Origin of the sequence: Leptothoe sp. EHU-05/26/07-4 (assembly GCF_043421015.1) — a bacterium.
In the GTDB taxonomy this organism is placed as follows: Bacteria; Cyanobacteriota; Cyanobacteriia; order Phormidesmidales; family Phormidesmidaceae; genus Leptothoe; species Leptothoe turfae.
Map to the genome: position 1 here is coordinate 602,499 of NZ_JAXSQV010000007.1, position 15,910 is coordinate 618,408.

Below are 15,910 nucleotides of genomic sequence, written 5' to 3' on the forward strand. Positions count from 1 at the left end.
TTGTAATGAGTTGAGAAGCGATGGCCATGGCAAATCTGCGATACGTACTCATTGGTTGTTTGATCCTATGGCTAACCCTAGGCACAGGACGCACCGCCGCCCAAATAACAGTTAATGGGAACAGTGAACAGGGAGTCATCAACTGCGCTATTCCCGACCGTGATTTATCCCTGTCCCAGGCTCAAACCCTCTACGAATCAGGCTGCTATAACGCTGCGGCCACTGTTCTAGAAACGGTCAGTCAACAGGGCGACTCGATCAACCAAGCCATTGCCCTGAGTAACCTCTCTCTAACCCATCAACAGCTGGGTAATTGGCAGCTGGCTACTGACGCCCTGAAAATGGCGTTTGAGCGTATCGAGGCGTCCAATGCTGACCATCAAGCGGCTATTCAAGCCCAGGCTTTAGACGTGCAGGGACAGTTGCAACTGGCTAGGGGCCAAGCAGCAGCAGCGGCCACCAGTTGGGAACAAGCAGCCCAACTCTATAACCAGCTCGATCAACCCAACCGGGCAGCTCTAAGCCAGATTAAACAGGCCCGTTCGCTCCAAACCCTGGGCCTATTTCAGCAGGTCAAGGTTATCCTGGTGGATGTGGCAAAATCTTTGCGGGAGCAACCAACCTCAGACGGGAGCGAGAAGGCGATCGCATTGCGTCAGCTAGCCGATGTTTTATGGATGACAGGTGCCTCAGAAATCTCTCTCCATAAGAGCGACTCTTCTAACGAACAACAAACACGCTCAGTGCAATCTTTGCTTAAAGAGAGTTTAAACATTGGTCGAGAGTTAAATCGAACAGATATTACAGCCGCTGCGACATTAAGCTTGGGCAATTTTTATCGTCACCAATTTTTTAAAGATATTAGTCAACCCACCATTGACCATCAGAAAGCGTATAAAAATTTCTCAAACACCCTATTCATCTATGACCAGGTGATCAATGAGACGAGTAATCGTCCATTAGCATTGCAAGCGCTTCTCAATAAGCTGAGTTTCAAGGTTAATGCTGATATTTATGACTGGTTGTCTGAGGCTAAAGGGTTATCCACAGATCAGCAGCGCGAGTTACAAACAGCGCTGGAGCCAACAGCATTGCAAACGTCCTATGACACCGCTAAGACGCAGCTCAGCATCCTTAGGCCCGGAAGACAGACGGTCTACGCCCATGTAAACCTGGCAGAGAGCTTACTAAAATGGCAACAAATGAAATGGCAACAGAATCAGCCATTGGCCATTGATGGCACAGAAATCTTAGCCCTGCTAAAAACTGCAGAAGCCCAGGCGAGACAGCTAGATGATAAACGGGCTTTATCCTCTGTTTTGGGGCATCAAGGCCAGCTTTATGGACTGTATAGTAAAGATTCTCAAGGGCCTCGGCAAAACGCCTATCTAGAAACCGCCACCATTCTGACACGGCAGGCCCTATCCCAAGCCCAAGCCATCGGGGCTCGGGATATTAGCTATCAGTGGCAGCATCAGCTGGGGCGATTGTTAACGGCACAAGGGGATAGAGACGGTGCGATCGCAGCTTACAGAGGTGCCTTTGACACCCTGCAAACTCTCCGCTCTGATTTGATCGCCGTCAATTCCGATCAGCGCTTTTACTTTAGGGACAACATTGAACCCATCTATCGTGAATTGGTAGCGCTGCTTTTACCCCCTACCAGGTCTCAACAAAGCAAAGCTAATGCTGATGGGGTTCAAACGTCTCAACAAGATTTGGACCTGGTGCGAAAGGTCATGGATGCCATGCAGGTGGCGGAGCTGGAGAACTTTTTCCAAGCTGCCTGTGTCGACACCACAACTGAACTAGGTAAAACCCTACAGCCAGGAGATGCAGGCATATACCCAATTTTGCTCGAACACCGGTTAGAAGTGGTCTTGCAGCTGCCCATAGTCGATAAAACAGTTCAGCAGGCCAACACGACATCAGAACTAACCGAGGATTATACCCTTCAACGTTTCTCCAGCAATGTAGAGAAGGCAGATATTGAACAATTACTAAGTCAAATTCGCAGAAATTTAGATTCCTCTAATCCAGGAGCAGTGCGACAATTTGAACGTGCTAGTGAACGGCTGTACACCTACCTATTTGAAGCCACTGAGATTGGCCCCCAGACAAAGCCTCAAACCCTGGCAATCGCCTTGGAAAATGCTTTAGCTAACAGTTCATCTAAAACGCTGGTTTTTGTTTTAGATGGCCCGTTTCGAGCCATTCCCCTCGGGGTTTTGTATGACGGTGAGAACTATTTGCTTGAGAAATATGCGATCGCTCTCAACCTAGGCATCGAAGTACGAGAGTCAACCACGTTACCCAACGGTGCCGACTTAAAAGTTCTAGCCGCTGGTGTAAGAAACCCGCCTATCCCATTTGAAGACTATGTCCTCCCCAATGTCACTGCTGAATTAGAAAAAATCCAAACGAGTGGAGCCTCTGTCAAGCTATTGCAAGAAGAGGACTTTACCCGAGAGACCTTTAACCAGCAGTTAAATGATGCCAACTATCAGATTGTGCATCTCGCCACCCATGGTCAATTTGCCTCAAATCGAGCAGACACCTATATTCTGGCCGATGATGAACGCCTTCCAGTCGATGAATTAAATGCCCTATTTCGCAATACCCAAGCCATTCAAAACCCCATTGAGCTGATTATCTTTAGCGCTTGTCGTACGGCCACTGGTGATAATCGAGCCGTGCTGGGGCTAGCGGGAGCCACGGTGCAGTCTGGTGCCCGTAGTGCGATCGCTGCCCTATGGAGTGTAGATGATGCCGCCAGCGTCCCCTTCGCTGAGGCCTTTTATCAGCATCTAGAACAACCCGATACCAGTCGTGCCGTTGCTCTGCAACAGGCTCAGCTAACGTTAAAAGAGGAGTACACGACACCTAGATATTGGGCTCCCTATGTGCTGGTAGGCAGTTGGCGTTAGGTACAATCTCCTGAGGGATTATTTACTCAGCTAAGGGAGCCAGCCCTGGAATTATCTGAGGATTAACCGTTTCATCTGTCAGGCCAAAATACTCTAAAAACTCAGACCACTCGTCTGGATACTGATCGCGGTGGGCAATTAACTGGGCCACCATGTCGTACCAGATACCATGCTCTAGATAAACAGAATAATCGTCAGAGGACGACGAGATTGCAGCATCAGAGGTCAGCGAAATCAGTCCGCTCACCTCCTGCAATGTTCTGGCATCATCCGCACCTTCACCACGACAGCGCAAGGCAACCGTCCAGTAATACACACGGTTGGGTTGTAGACCCGGTTGCGACTCAGGCAACGCAATGGTCACTAGGCCAGGATTTTGCGGAAGTTCTAGGGACAGACGTTCCACTAAGAATTGTCGATTCTCATCGTCATTATCTGCAATCGAGAGTTCCAGGATAGCTGTATCTTCTAGTTTGGAAAAAGGAACATATAAGCCCAAGCGGGGATGGGCATTTAAGGTTTTCCCCTCCAACAATAGCTCTTGGGCAGACGATGTTGGATCAGGAGCCGTTGTTGCGGGTACAAATGCCACTAGAACCGGAGGCTCTTCAGGGTTCGCTGAGGACTCAGGAGATTGTGCCATCGTCTCCTCGCTAGTCTCAGTGTCTGCAGACGTGACGGCATCATCTTCAAACAGATCATCTATCGATGGAGTATTGACCCTAGCCTGACCAACACTCGGCGTTGGCACCTCACAAATATCCCGAGTGCCCCCACCTCGACGGGTACCTGTTGCATTCCCCAACTCAGAGTTAGGCCGAAAAATGGAGGTGATTCGGTCAATTAAACCTGCTTGGGCTGGCGACACCATTGTCAATGGTAGCGTTAGGCTTAACCCTATGCTGAGCAGACCTTTAAGCTTTTGCGTATATTGCGATGGTGGTCGATTCATCTAGATGTCTCCCTGCACTGATGAAGCCACTGTCTAATCAATGCTAATTAAGGCTAGAGCACCATTAATTACAGTTGATCAATCAGACTTTCCGCAAGCGATAGTTGTAATAAAGAATGATGCTACCGGTACCTAATAAAGCTGAAATCGCAGGCACCATGGGTAAAAATCCCGCGAAGGTAATCATCACTCCCCAGCTGAGCACATAGATGACTAAAACACCCCCCCCCATGGCTAACACCAGGGGTAGCGGACGATAAAACCCCCATGCGATTAAGCCACCTAAGGCTGACCAAGCAACAATCCACAGCACTTCTCTATCCAACGGCAGCCACCAAATTAACGGTCGACCATCTAAGGCAGCGCTAATCAACTGACTCGCCATTTGTCCATGGATAATGACACCAGGCATATCCTGATAGGCCGTATTCCAAACATCCGCGTTTTCTGAGAGATCAGTAATGCCGATCAGAACAATGCGATCTCGAATCAGGTCAGGCTCAAGATCTCCCTCTAACACATCCTGCAAGGGTATTGACACAGCAAACTTTTCAGGGTGACCATCCACTGTGCGAAAGTTAAGCAGTGTCTGGTACCCCTTGAGGTTCGTAGAGTCAAAATATAAGCCAGCTGCACGACCTCCTGGCCTCAGTTGTGGCACCCCGACATTACCAACCCGCATGCTGTGAGGTTGCAGAAATATACTGCCATGCTGCCCATAGGACGCAGGGGCGGTAAACGCCACCCCTTCACCTTCTAAATAGCGACGGGCCAGGGTTAAGCTAAAAGCCTGTTGCACATCACAAAATTCAGCATCTTCTGTTTTCCATAGATAATGACGCCGCACCCGCAGATCCCCATCATCAAGCAAATCGTTAAACCCAATGCGATTCGGATAATCTTGAGGTAAAACCTCATAAATGGGATGGAAACCCTGTAAATTAGGATCGTCAGGTTGTCCTGCTGCTGCTAACGCATCGGCCTCCCCTGCTTGGGCTTTACAAATACCGATCAAGTTTTCAGTGTTGCGTAGTTTCTGGGCAAGTCGAGGCAGATCAGTTTGAAAATCTCGATAAAAATCCAAGCCAATTAACCTGGGAGAATAGACTTCTAATTTGTCTAAGACATCTAATAATGCTTGATCTGGAATCGTACCGATCCCAGGCTGATAGTCTTTATTAACTAGCTTATCTCGCAAATATTTACCACTACTGGTATCCACTTCAATTAATGTAAATCGGTCATCTAGATGTTCATCAGGTCGCTGCCGTAGCAAATGATCATAGACCGCTAAATCAATAGGTTGAAACAGACCGACCATACGGGCAAACGCCACCAATAAACCAGTCGCTATACTCCATAAAGCAACAGAAATAGGCCGAATTCTTCGTAATGGTAATTCCCGACTGGCCTTGATATAGCGGCATTGTAGTTCTGTTGGTTGAGGCATATTTTGATGTGCCTGGCTCAACCAGGCTTCAGCAGCCGTGAGCCGTCGTCCCCGCAACAAAAAGTCATCATCTTGATTTTCTTGTTCCCACTCTGTCGCCTTAATCAGCAGACGCGTGTGCTCACGAGTATGCTGGGGATTACTCTCAAGGGCACGGTAGAGTCGACCAAAGTTACTTAAAAAATCCCCATCCTGCTGTCTAAAATCAAACCGTGGAAACTCTTTTAGGGATGCAGGCAACTTGGTATCTTGGGTTTCTCCATAAAGAATCACTAAAAGTCGTTTATTGAAAGCCAGTGCATAATCAATCATGCTCTTACATTTGGCTGAAGCAACTGCATCTGGCGACAGAATATAGACAATATTTTTAGATGCGGTAATCCCGGCCTTGAGTTCTTCTTCAAAGTCTGACTCAGGCACTACACTTTCTTGCTCAAACCAGGTGGACTGCCCTTGCACCTGTAGCGTTTCATTTAATTTTCGGGCAAAGTCCAGATCGGCTGCAGCCGACGCAATAAAAACATCCAAAGTCACATCCGGTGACTGTTGCGCACTCGCCCCCACAAAATCTCTCTGCAACTCAGTTGGGCCATATAGTGGCCGCTGGTTAGCCAGTTTAAGCCAGGTCACATAGTGGCTAATGCTATGGCCCTTTAACAAAATACTGGGATTATCTTCTTGACGTTGCCACTTCAGTGCTTTTACTAATAAAGTCTTATGCTCTTCATGGTAGCTAGCCTCATGTTTGAGCACCTGCAAGAGCTGGCTCTCATCTAACAAGTAATCTTCTTCTCTAACATTATCCGTCAGATCAATGTATTGTATGGCGCGTATTACCTCTGGAATCTGCGCAATATCTGTGGGGCAAGCCAGAATTGGAATAATGCGCTTATGTAACGATAGCGCATAGTTCAGCTCATCTTGGCAGTATTTAGACACCATTGCCTCAGGTGAAATCATATAAATGAGATTATCCGCTTGCTCAATGCCACGGTGGATCGCCGATAGAAAGTCTTCCCCGGTAACAATATCGGTACGACTAGTCCACACTGTAAATGCTCTTTGAGTGAGACTACGACGAATTTTGGTGGCATTTTCCCCATCTTCCTCTGCATAGGAGAGGAAAACCTGACACATCAAATTTTGGGTATTTTTGATGCTCTGGGTAATAAATTCACAGTGCAATTCTGACGGTTCACAAGACACTAATTCATTATTACGAGTTAACCACTCTGTGGCCGTTTGGCAGGTTTTTCCGGTGAGGAGATAGCGTGTCTGGTTCTGGTGATCTAACCATGTCAATGCCTGATTGAGCAATTGAGTATGCTGTTGCACATAGTCAATTTCTGTTTTGAGTAAGGCTACCAAATCTTGTAGTGCCAGTTCAAAATCATTTTTGTCGTCTTGAAAAAATGCCCAATTAAGCTTTTTGATCGCTGGATGCATATTGGGATGGCAAGAGTGTCGTCCCTCGGCTTGATACTGCAACCAATCCTGTTCTGTTCCCTGGGGATTTCTTTGTTGCCAGGTCTCGCGTGATATTTCATCGATATGTAGCAGTGGAAGAATCCGTTTTTTAAACTGGAGTGCCCGTTCAAGTTCTAAGCCACAATATTTCGAGTTAACGGCGTGGGGAGAAATGATAAAGATAACATTGTGCGCCTTATGCAGACTTTGATCAATGTATTTTTGAAAGTCAACGCCCAGGGGAATATCGTTTAAGTCTAGCCAAACATTAAAGCCTTCTTCTACTAAACGGGCTTTTAGCTTAATTGCAAATCCCTTACTGTCAGGACGCCCGTAGGAGATGAATACATCTTTGAAGTCTGCCATAAACTGTGGCCATGGGGGGAGATAGACTTTTCTATGGTATCCACAGGGCAAACGGTTGCATTTATGCTGTCAGCTAAGCTTAATCATTAGCAACAAAAGTATCGTTCATGAGAGCAACTGCTTTTTCAAGCACACCCATAGCAGGCAAGACTAAGATGTTGGTCTAGATAATCAAACTATGGAGGCCCGTTGAATGGCTGGGCTTGACTTTGAACTGAGATTGGCAGGTGAATATTATTTCACACCCGGCACAGTATCATTAGACCTGCGTCGAACTGAAGGTGAAAAATTCAGAGAGATTTGAGGCTTACTCCCTAAAGAGACTGCCAACACTTGTAAAGTTAGCTAATATTTAACGGCTCAGAATAATATTGCCATCTACATTGCCATCTACTCAGGAGACTGGTCCATGAGCCCCCGACCCCCTAATAACGACTTCCCGTTAGCAGGAATTCCTACCGAACCCGTCGGTAGTATCCCTCGCCCTCGCGAGTTACAAGATGCTATGGTCGCTTGCCAGCAAGGGACTATGACCCCCGAAGACTTGGATACCTTATTCGACCAGGCAGTGCGTGACACCATTGAACAGTTTGAAGCCACTGGTTCTCCTGTGGTCAGTGATGGTGAACAGACAAAATCTAGCTTTGTTACCTATCCCCTTGAAGGGCTGAATAACCTGGCCGCCGATGGCATGATTATCCCCTTTGAGGATGGCCATATTCGGCAACTGCCCCGCTTAACGCAGGGACCTTTCAAATATGCCAACTATGCAGGCTCCTATTTGCCCCGTGTCAGGAAGTTTGCCACTCGTCCAGTGAAACAGGCTGTTATTGCTGCCTCAGCGATGAGTCTGCTTTACCCAGAGGCTGGTCTTCCTGATTATCCACGGGAGCAGTTTTTGTCTGATTTGATCCAGGAGGCTGTTGCCGATATCCGTAGCTGTTTTGACAACGGCGCACACCAGGTACAAATTGACTTTACCGAGGGGCGTCTGGCGGTCAAACTGGATCCATCAAAGCAGTTATTGCAACAATTTATTGAGCTGAATAATCAGGTGCTTTCTCATTTTGATGAAGATGAGCGTCAACGCATTGGGGTACATACCTGTCCGGGGGGTGACCATGATTCAACCCATAGTGCTGATGTGGATTATGGTGAGTTGATTCCCCTGTTATTGAGGCTAAATGCAGGTAATTTTTACATGCAGATGGCCAGCGAAGCGAACCCTGAAAAGTCTTTGCAGATTATCGGGGAGAATTTACGTCCTAATCAACGGGTCTATGTGGGGGTTATTGATGTGGTGAATGAAGAGATTGAGTCTGTGGAAACGGTGTGCGATCGCATCTTATTGGCCGCAAAATACATTCCCATCCATCAGCTCGGTACGACCGATGATTGTGGTTTCTCTCCCTTTAGTGATGACGTCGTTACCAGTCGAGAGACCGCCTTTGCAAAAATTACAGCCCGTGTTCAGGGTACACGCATGGCCTATGAGAAATTAAGATAACCCCGGTTGCCAGATATCCACCAAACCGAGCTGATTGCCCTGTGGCCACCCTATAGTTTTAGGCCTATAGTTTTAGGCCTATAGTTTTAGGTAAATCGAGGTACTCTAAAGGCTGACTTCAAGGGAGAAAGCACTCGATGACTGGTGGTAAAGTTGAGGTTGCGATGGCAATCATCTATCAAAACGATAGGTTTCTGATGCAACTACGGGACGATCTACCAACGATTCTATTTCCTGGTCACTGGGGCTTTTTTGGTGGGCATCTAGACCCCGGCGAAGATCCTGAGACGGGTGTGCTAAGAGAGCTCCAAGAAGAGATTGACTATACGCCCACAACAATCACGTTATTTGAAAGGAGTGAAGATGAGCGCGTTGTTCGTCACTTTTACCACACCGAATTAACCGTGTCCGTTGCAGACCTGACGCTGAATGAAGGCCAAGACCTGGGTTTGTGCACCATTGAAGATGTGCAACGTGGCTATAAATACGCCCCGAAGCTAGGCGAAGACAGACCCCTGGGTGCCCCCCATCAAAAAGTCTTACTTACATTTATCGATCAGCTTTGATCCAACGATTTCAGGCCCATCATGCTCCCGTCTCTCACAAGATGCATTACCCTGTGAAGAGCGAACAAATCAGTCAATAATGCCTATGGCCGAGGTGCCACCCAAAAATCAACCTCCAGCTGATCCCACTGCGGATGACGCCCCACCAGCTAAAATCCAGGCTGCCCCACCTAAGCTACGTCCCTATCAGGTAGACCTGGTTAACGACCTTTATCGAAAACTGAATGAGGGCTACAGCCGCATTGCCATTATTGCTGGCACAGGCGCAGGCAAAACCGTGATCAGCGGGCAAATTTGTGCCCATGCTGAGTCAGCCGGTCGTAAACTGATGTTTTTGGTGCACCTGGATGTACTTGTGGGGCAAACCTACGAGAAAATGCAGTCCTTTGGATTGGACTGCGGGTTTATCAAAGCAGGCTGGCCAGAAAATCCAGAGGCTCCCATTCAAATTGCCAGTATTCAAACCATGGCCAAGCGGCGTTGGTGGAAGAACTGGCCTGCCGATGTCGTGTTTTACGATGAGGGACACATCACCATGTTCAGCCAAATTGGTAAACAGGTGATGCACAAAACCCACCCTGATGCCGTGCATTTGGTGATGACAGCCACCCCTCTACGCCTGGGCAGAGAGCAGTTAGGGGATGTGCTTGACACGTTAGTGGCATCGCCTGTGCCCAGCGAGCTACAGCAAATGAACTACCTGGCTCCCCTCAAGTATTTCAGTATGCCCATGGACAGCATGGCTAACCTGGAAAAGGTCAGTACCAAGGGCGGTGACTATGATGAGAAAGATCTCAAGACCGCGTGCGATCGCCCCGAATTGGTAGAACGTATCATTGAAGAATGGCAGCGTCTGGTGCCCGGCAAACGCACCATTGCCTTCTGTGTTGATGTGGAACATGCTCGCAACGTAGCCAAAGAGTTTCGCAAGGCAGGCATTTCAGCGGATACGGTCGATGGCAACACACCCATAAAAGAACGCAAGCGCCTCTACGATGCCCTGGGCCAGGCAGAACTACTCGTTTTGACCTCTTGCAACGTTATTAGCATCGGCTTTGACGAGCCCAGTGTGGAAGTCGGTTTAATGCTACGCCCTACCAAATCCAGTGCACTGCACTTTCAGCAGTTGGGACGGGTGATGCGGATTTCCCCACAAACCGGCAAACGTTATGGCATTATTCTGGACCAGGCCGGTAATTTAGAGCGTCTGGGCTTTCCCGAAGACATTCGTGAGTATACCCTACCCACCCGCAGTCAGTCCTCTGGTCAGGGTGGTCCTGCCCCCACTAAACCCTGTCCTGCCTGTGGTCTGATTGTCTATTCCTTTATTGTTAAATGCCCTGAGTGTGGTCACCAGTGGGTCAACGATCGGCCCATTATGCTAGAAGACATGGTGCAGATATATTCCTCTCAGCAAGCCCATCAAATCAACGACATTCCCACCCTGGTGCAACTGTTTCACGGCCATCGTCGACGAGCCTTTAAAAGTAACTATGCACCTACCTGGGCTGAGCGTTCCTTTTTTGAACATACGGGGCGTAAAGCCCAAGCAGAATGGTGTCGTGGGTCTATCTATGGCCATCGCCCCAGTTGGGAACAACAACTCACTATTCTCGACTATCTCAGAAAAAGCGCTCGTCGTTTAGGTCGACGAGACGATTGGGTTGCCTATGAGTTTGAAAAAGAAGTTGGCCCTGGCAGCTGGAAACAACTAGCAATTCATGAAGGCATGGCTCAATCTCAATAACGGGTTCAACGAATACTGCTAATACTGATTTAAAGTGATTGGACTAGCCAGATTACATCCTATTGGAAAACTGCTTGAGCATCTGATAAGCGCCAAAGTACAGATTTCAGAAAGGCATATGGCTGATTTCTCATCCCTATTTATTTATTCACGCAAACAGCCTGTGTGCCTTTGAATTAGGTCCATACAAAAACTCTTAGAACATAAAAGTAAAAAAATAGTCCGGATTCTAGACTACCCACGGGGCTTTAGAAATAACGGTGGGGCATAAATAATAGTGGAGAGCCTTAGCGAGCTCTCTTGCTATTTCTTGCTTATGAGTACAAGCAGATATACAAATATGAACGTGCGTCTTATGCTGCGACCCAAACGATTGAAGCAGGTCATTTTAGGCTCTCTAGTGGCGACAACGGCCATTAGCATCACCCTCATACCCGCATGGGAAGCTCAGTCGGCAGCAGAACGATGGTTACGAGTAGAGCGCATCTCCGGTAACGTGACCACATTAGCAGGTGGTCGTAAGAATGCCCAGATAGGCGATCATTTAACCGCTGTAGGGCATGGGTTAATTACAGGCAATCGCTCCAGCGCGCACCTATCAGCCGATGATGGTATTGGCACGATTGCCGTCGCTCAAAATACACGGCTTACTATCCGACAGTTGGCTGTTTTATCGGACGGTAGCAAAACAACTGTTATCGATGTCCCTCAGGGTCAGGCAAGACTACAGGTCCGCCGATTTACTCACCCAAACTCACGCCTAGAACTACATACGCCTAGTGGTGTGGCGGCAGTACGAGGCACAGAATTTGGAGTTTCCGTCGATGATGCGGGACAGACTAATGTGGCTACCCTAGAAGGGCAAGTGGAGGCCAGTGCTCAAAATGTAGCTGTACCAGTCGATGCCGGCATGGTTTCAATCATTCATCCAGGGGAGCCCCCCACACCTGCCCGTTCCCTAGACCGTAAATTGGATATTCAATGGGAACTTTATGAGTGGAGAGATGATCACTTTTATATGGCTGGTCGGATTGATGCAGCCAATACTCTCTTGGCCCTGGGAGAAGCACTATCGGTGAGTCGTACCGGACATTTTGAGCAAAAACTGGAGTTATCTAGTCGTAACCAGCCTGTTATTTTGACAGTTCAAAACGCGGTTGGTGAATCTCGCACACATCGAATGTTGCCCTGGTTATCCAATGATTGAAACAAAGACATCCAGCACCGATGGGAACAGTTCTCTGAATGATGGACTATGAGGCAGTTTTTGCAGCAGGTTCAGGATAACATTCGCAACGGGTTCGGTCAGGCGCGATCGCACTGGGTCAATATGTTCTTAGGCCCAAGTTTGGCAGCAGCAGGCCTAGGCGTAAGCCTCTTTGGCTTAGGTCTGTGGGAGCCCCTAGAGCAAATGGCCTATACTGGCCTTTTCCTAACACGCGATCGCATTGGAGCACTCCAGTGGGATGATCGGATTGTCGTGGTTGCCATTGATAATGACAGTTTGGCAGCCTATGGTCCATACCCCTGGTCTCGCGACCTCTACGCCACCTTGCTAGATCATTTAATGATAGCGCAACCAGCGGCTGTGGGGTTCGATATCCTCATGCCAGAAGCCACCCCTGAAGATGCACAGCTAGCAGAGAGCATCAGCTTTAGTAGCAATGTCGTTCTGGCCGTTGGCGGAGATGGCAAAGGTAACAGCATCCAGGTTACACCTACCTTGACAACACCTGCCCAAGGGTTCTTCCAATTAGGGCATGTCAAACATACACCAGATCTAGATGGACTCAGCCGTCAAGGGTTTCTCTACGAGAGACATCAAACATCATTTGCCCCCAGCTTTGCCATTGCCCTGCTGGACGTCTACCAACAGAATTTGACACAACTCATCACAGAGACCCCCACCACATTATCAGAACAATCAGTTCAGTTTTTAGAGCATCCTGAGCAGTTTGATCAAACTCAATCCATGCTGATCAACTGGCCAGGACTGACACGTCCTGGCAAAGGCCAGAAATCTCACCAAGGGCTAAAAACACTCTCTTTCTCAGAGATCTTAAATGGTAGTGCTGTTATTGATCAACTTCAAAATAAAATTGTTTTAGTAGGCTACACGGCTACTGGAGTGGTGGGCACAGTGGAAGATCCTATTAGAACTCCCTTTGAACAAGATATTCCCACGTCTGGAGTATATTTACATGCAGCTCTTTTAGACAACTTATTAAACAATCGTTTTCTCAATCGACTTCCCCAAGGCTGGACCCTCGCCTTAATCATGCTGAGTGCCATGGGCAGCAGCCTGATATTAAAACCTATGCGGCTCTGGGGACGTCTCATCTTTGTAATAGCCTTGATTCCTGCGTGGTTTGTCATCACTTACCTTGGCTTTATAGCCGGTTTGTGGCTACCGATGGCTGCCCCCATCGGTACAACACTTTTAGGTATGATGTTCCTCCAAGTGGCAGAACAACGAGAGCGTCAAGCATTAACCGATCTCTTTGCCATTAGTTTATCTCCAGAGATGGCCAACTTCATCTGGCAGCATAAAGAAGAACTATTGACTAAAGGGCAAATTCACTCCCAAGAATTGACTGCCACCTTATTATTTACTGATATTCGTGGTTTTACAACAATTGCTGAGACATTGCCATCTGATCAATTACTCTCGTGGTTAAATCGTTATTTTGAGGTGATGACTGAGTGCATTATGTCCCATGGTGGTGTCGTCGATAAGTATATTGGTGATGCTATTATGGCAGCATTCGGCGCACCAGTATCGCGATCAGGTAAGGATGCTGTTCAGCAAGATGCTCTAGCCGCCGTTGGTGCAAGTATGGCCATGGTAGAAAGATTAAAAGATTTAAATCAAGAGTTTACGGCTCAAGGATTACCCACCGTGAGATTTGGCATCGGGTTACATACAGGTGACTTAGTGGCTGGGACCGTCGGCAGTCGCTATCGAGCTAACTATTCTCTCTTTGGTGACACTGTCAATATTGCAGCAAGGTTGCAAGATATGACCAAGCAGCTTACTAAAAACTCTCCTTATCCAATTTTGATGAGCGAGGCCACTTATCAACATGTGGCGGATCAGTACACTGTTATTGCTGAGAAAGCCCAAATTCAACTGCGGGGACGCACGGCTCAAACAACTGTATATACCTTAGGTGAAATGGGCAAAGTCCAAAGCTAAGTTTCCCTAGCCTTGAACTTCTAGACGTTCGTGTAAGCTGGGAATCCAGTTTTACACTGAGCCAAGGCATTGCTGCCGGGATCAAGTTGATGCCAACTGGAATAGCCCCTTGATCAACTAGCAGATAGAGAAAGAAGACTTGAGAACGTGTGCCGACCAACTCAATTAACCCCAGAAACTGGGAAATTTCGCGGCTGATTTGTCTCAACTTCTTTCTCGATGGCCTCTCGATAGGTACTGATGTAATGGTGGGGGCCAACATCATTCTTTGAGGTGACAAATTCCCAGGGCTCGCCCCCATGAAGATAAACCAGATCTCCAATAGCCGTGGGCGGCACGATTGTGGTTGGATCGGTTAAGTTCGCGACTCGATAGCTATTGGGCACTAACTGATGATGGGCACTGACAAAAGTGGGATCACTTGGCCGATCGCAGTCGCAAATATCGGCTGCCACTGCAACCTGTATCTCTACTAAGAGATCCTCAAGACTCGCTGTGGCCGTGCCCACGCCACCCCTCGCATCAAGGTTTCGACCAAACCGACTGAGGGTGGCAATATCGACAAACAACTCTCGGGCTGGGTATTTTTGCAAAATTTCCAGTAGTGATGCTTTGTTGTCATCCGCCGCCGATAGCAAAATTGTCCCCCGCAATGCCTGGATATTGCCCTGTCGAGACGGGGTATGGATAATCCGTCCCAGCTGAAACAAGATATATTCTCCCAATAACTGGTTGAGAAACTGATCCAATGACAGTAGATCTAGTTCAAATTCAGACGTGAGAATCTTACGAAAATTCTCTTTGTCCACACCAGCTATCTTCATGTAGAGGGGCCAGCTAGGTGGCAGTTCCCCGGTTTCTACAAACGTGACCAACTCATCCGTCGAGATCGATATCAGCAAAGGCCCCAGGGTGGTGGTGACTTCCACGGGATGTCGTGGCTGGGGTGAGGTTTCATTGACGCTATTGCTGGTTTGCTGGCTAAGGAACTGGCTCTCCGACTCGGGTGTTCTAGATCCTTGAGCCACCGTGGCTAGGGCTTTAGTTCTTGCCACGGAGATAGTATGTTCTGAGGGACTACAAGAGTGAGTTGCCAGGACAGAATCTGCATAAGCCACGTCTGTAACATCACAGTCACAAACCAAGTCGGGCAGCAGCTCACTAAAAAAGTTAAAGAGAGGAGTCAGCGTTTCAACAAAAAGGTTGACATCTCGATAAACAATCCCTAGCTCTCGGATATCAAAGCGAACTTCATCCTCGGGATAGCGCTTGATTAATTCCAGAATTGACATATTATCGTCCAAATAGGCAGAATTAAGCGCCTGGGCCAATGGGGTCAAATCTGCCCGGATAGAAGGGTTTCCTACTATTTTGTTGAGCTGATATAAGAGAAACTGAATATCGCTATCCCCCAGGGGAATACCCGTGTCAGGAATGGCAGCATCCAGTAGAACAGATAGGGCGTCTACTGGAATAGGTGTGCGCCCCAAAAAGTTCTGTAGTGCTGGCGATAAGGTGCCATCATCAGCAAATTTTTCGAGATCGCTGACGGGCAAACTAGCCCGTAAATCAAGAAACTGCATGGTAACGGTGTCGGCGGCCTGGGCGACTCCACCAAACAGGGGAGAAATGCCCAGGGTAATGCCCGTAATGAGACCTGCCACTAACGTTTTGACAAGAGGCAGATCAGGGTACAATCTCGCAAATCCTGACTTGTCAGGTTCCATAGTCA

9 protein-coding genes are annotated in these 15,910 nt (G+C 48.0%); 6 read left to right on the forward strand and 3 right to left on the reverse strand.

Annotated elements, in window-relative coordinates; genetic code table 11:
• Nucleotides 1-26 precede the first annotated feature (26 nt).
• The gene (locus U2F10_RS27125) at nt 27-2,927 is read left to right on the forward strand and encodes a CHAT domain-containing protein (protein WP_499873813.1); all 2,901 of its coding nucleotides are present in this window, start codon (nt 27-29) and stop codon (nt 2,925-2,927) included.
• A 22-nt stretch (nt 2,928-2,949) separates the two neighbouring features.
• Here U2F10_RS27125 and U2F10_RS27130 read toward each other — a convergent pair whose 3' ends face one another.
• Both U2F10_RS27130 and U2F10_RS27135 read right to left on the reverse strand, forming a co-directional pair.
• Nucleotides 2,950-3,879, reverse strand: a complete 930-nt coding sequence (locus U2F10_RS27130; RefSeq protein ID WP_499873814.1) for a DUF928 domain-containing protein — start codon at nt 3,877-3,879, stop codon at nt 2,950-2,952.
• Between the two features lie 82 nt (nt 3,880-3,961).
• A complete protein-coding gene (locus U2F10_RS27135) occupies nt 3,962-7,162 on the reverse strand; it encodes a TIR domain-containing protein (RefSeq protein ID WP_499873815.1) in 3,201 nt (1,066 codons plus the stop codon).
• A gap of 409 nt (nt 7,163-7,571) precedes the next feature.
• Between U2F10_RS27135 and U2F10_RS27140 the strand changes: the two genes are divergently transcribed.
• The 5 genes from U2F10_RS27140 to U2F10_RS27160 all read left to right on the forward strand — a co-directional run bounded on the left by U2F10_RS27140 (nt 7,572) and on the right by U2F10_RS27160 (nt 14,178).
• Complete coding sequence (locus tag U2F10_RS27140) at nt 7,572-8,669, forward strand: cobalamin-independent methionine synthase II family protein (RefSeq protein ID WP_499873816.1); 1,098 nt, start codon at nt 7,572-7,574, stop codon at nt 8,667-8,669.
• Between the two features lie 137 nt (nt 8,670-8,806).
• Nucleotides 8,807-9,235 (forward strand): NUDIX hydrolase, encoded by a 429-nt coding sequence (locus tag U2F10_RS27145; protein WP_163668450.1) that lies wholly within the window; start codon nt 8,807-8,809, stop codon nt 9,233-9,235.
• A gap of 85 nt (nt 9,236-9,320) precedes the next feature.
• Complete coding sequence (locus tag U2F10_RS27150; RefSeq protein WP_499873817.1) at nt 9,321-10,982, forward strand: DEAD/DEAH box helicase; 1,662 nt, start codon at nt 9,321-9,323, stop codon at nt 10,980-10,982.
• 340 nt (nt 10,983-11,322) lie between these two features.
• Complete coding sequence (locus U2F10_RS27155) at nt 11,323-12,189, forward strand: FecR family protein (RefSeq protein WP_163668446.1); 867 nt, start codon at nt 11,323-11,325, stop codon at nt 12,187-12,189.
• A gap of 48 nt (nt 12,190-12,237) precedes the next feature.
• On the forward strand, nt 12,238-14,178 hold the full coding sequence (locus U2F10_RS27160) for a CHASE2 domain-containing protein (protein ID WP_499873818.1): 1,941 nt from the start codon (nt 12,238-12,240) through the stop codon (nt 14,176-14,178).
• A gap of 161 nt (nt 14,179-14,339) precedes the next feature.
• On the opposite strand, the gene U2F10_RS27165 is transcribed toward U2F10_RS27160, so the two are convergent.
• The gene (locus U2F10_RS27165; protein WP_163668443.1) at nt 14,340-15,905 is read right to left on the reverse strand and encodes an alpha/beta hydrolase; all 1,566 of its coding nucleotides are present in this window, start codon (nt 15,903-15,905) and stop codon (nt 14,340-14,342) included.
• Nucleotides 15,906-15,910: the final 5 nt, after the last annotated feature.

Coding starts and splice junctions, on each gene's coding strand:
- U2F10_RS27125 (WP_499873813.1), top strand. CDS start 27: ATGGCAAATCTGCGATACGTACTCATTGGTTGTTTGATCCTATGGCTA.
- U2F10_RS27130 (WP_499873814.1), bottom strand. CDS start 3,879: ATGAATCGACCACCATCGCAATATACGCAAAAGCTTAAAGGTCTGCTC.
- U2F10_RS27135 (WP_499873815.1), bottom strand. CDS start 7,162: ATGGCAGACTTCAAAGATGTATTCATCTCCTACGGGCGTCCTGACAGT.
- U2F10_RS27140 (WP_499873816.1), top strand. CDS start 7,572: ATGAGCCCCCGACCCCCTAATAACGACTTCCCGTTAGCAGGAATTCCT.
- U2F10_RS27145 (WP_163668450.1), top strand. CDS start 8,807: ATGACTGGTGGTAAAGTTGAGGTTGCGATGGCAATCATCTATCAAAAC.
- U2F10_RS27150 (WP_499873817.1), top strand. CDS start 9,321: ATGGCCGAGGTGCCACCCAAAAATCAACCTCCAGCTGATCCCACTGCG.
- U2F10_RS27155 (WP_163668446.1), top strand. CDS start 11,323: ATGAACGTGCGTCTTATGCTGCGACCCAAACGATTGAAGCAGGTCATT.
- U2F10_RS27160 (WP_499873818.1), top strand. CDS start 12,238: ATGAGGCAGTTTTTGCAGCAGGTTCAGGATAACATTCGCAACGGGTTC.
- U2F10_RS27165 (WP_163668443.1), bottom strand. CDS start 15,905: ATGGAACCTGACAAGTCAGGATTTGCGAGATTGTACCCTGATCTGCCT.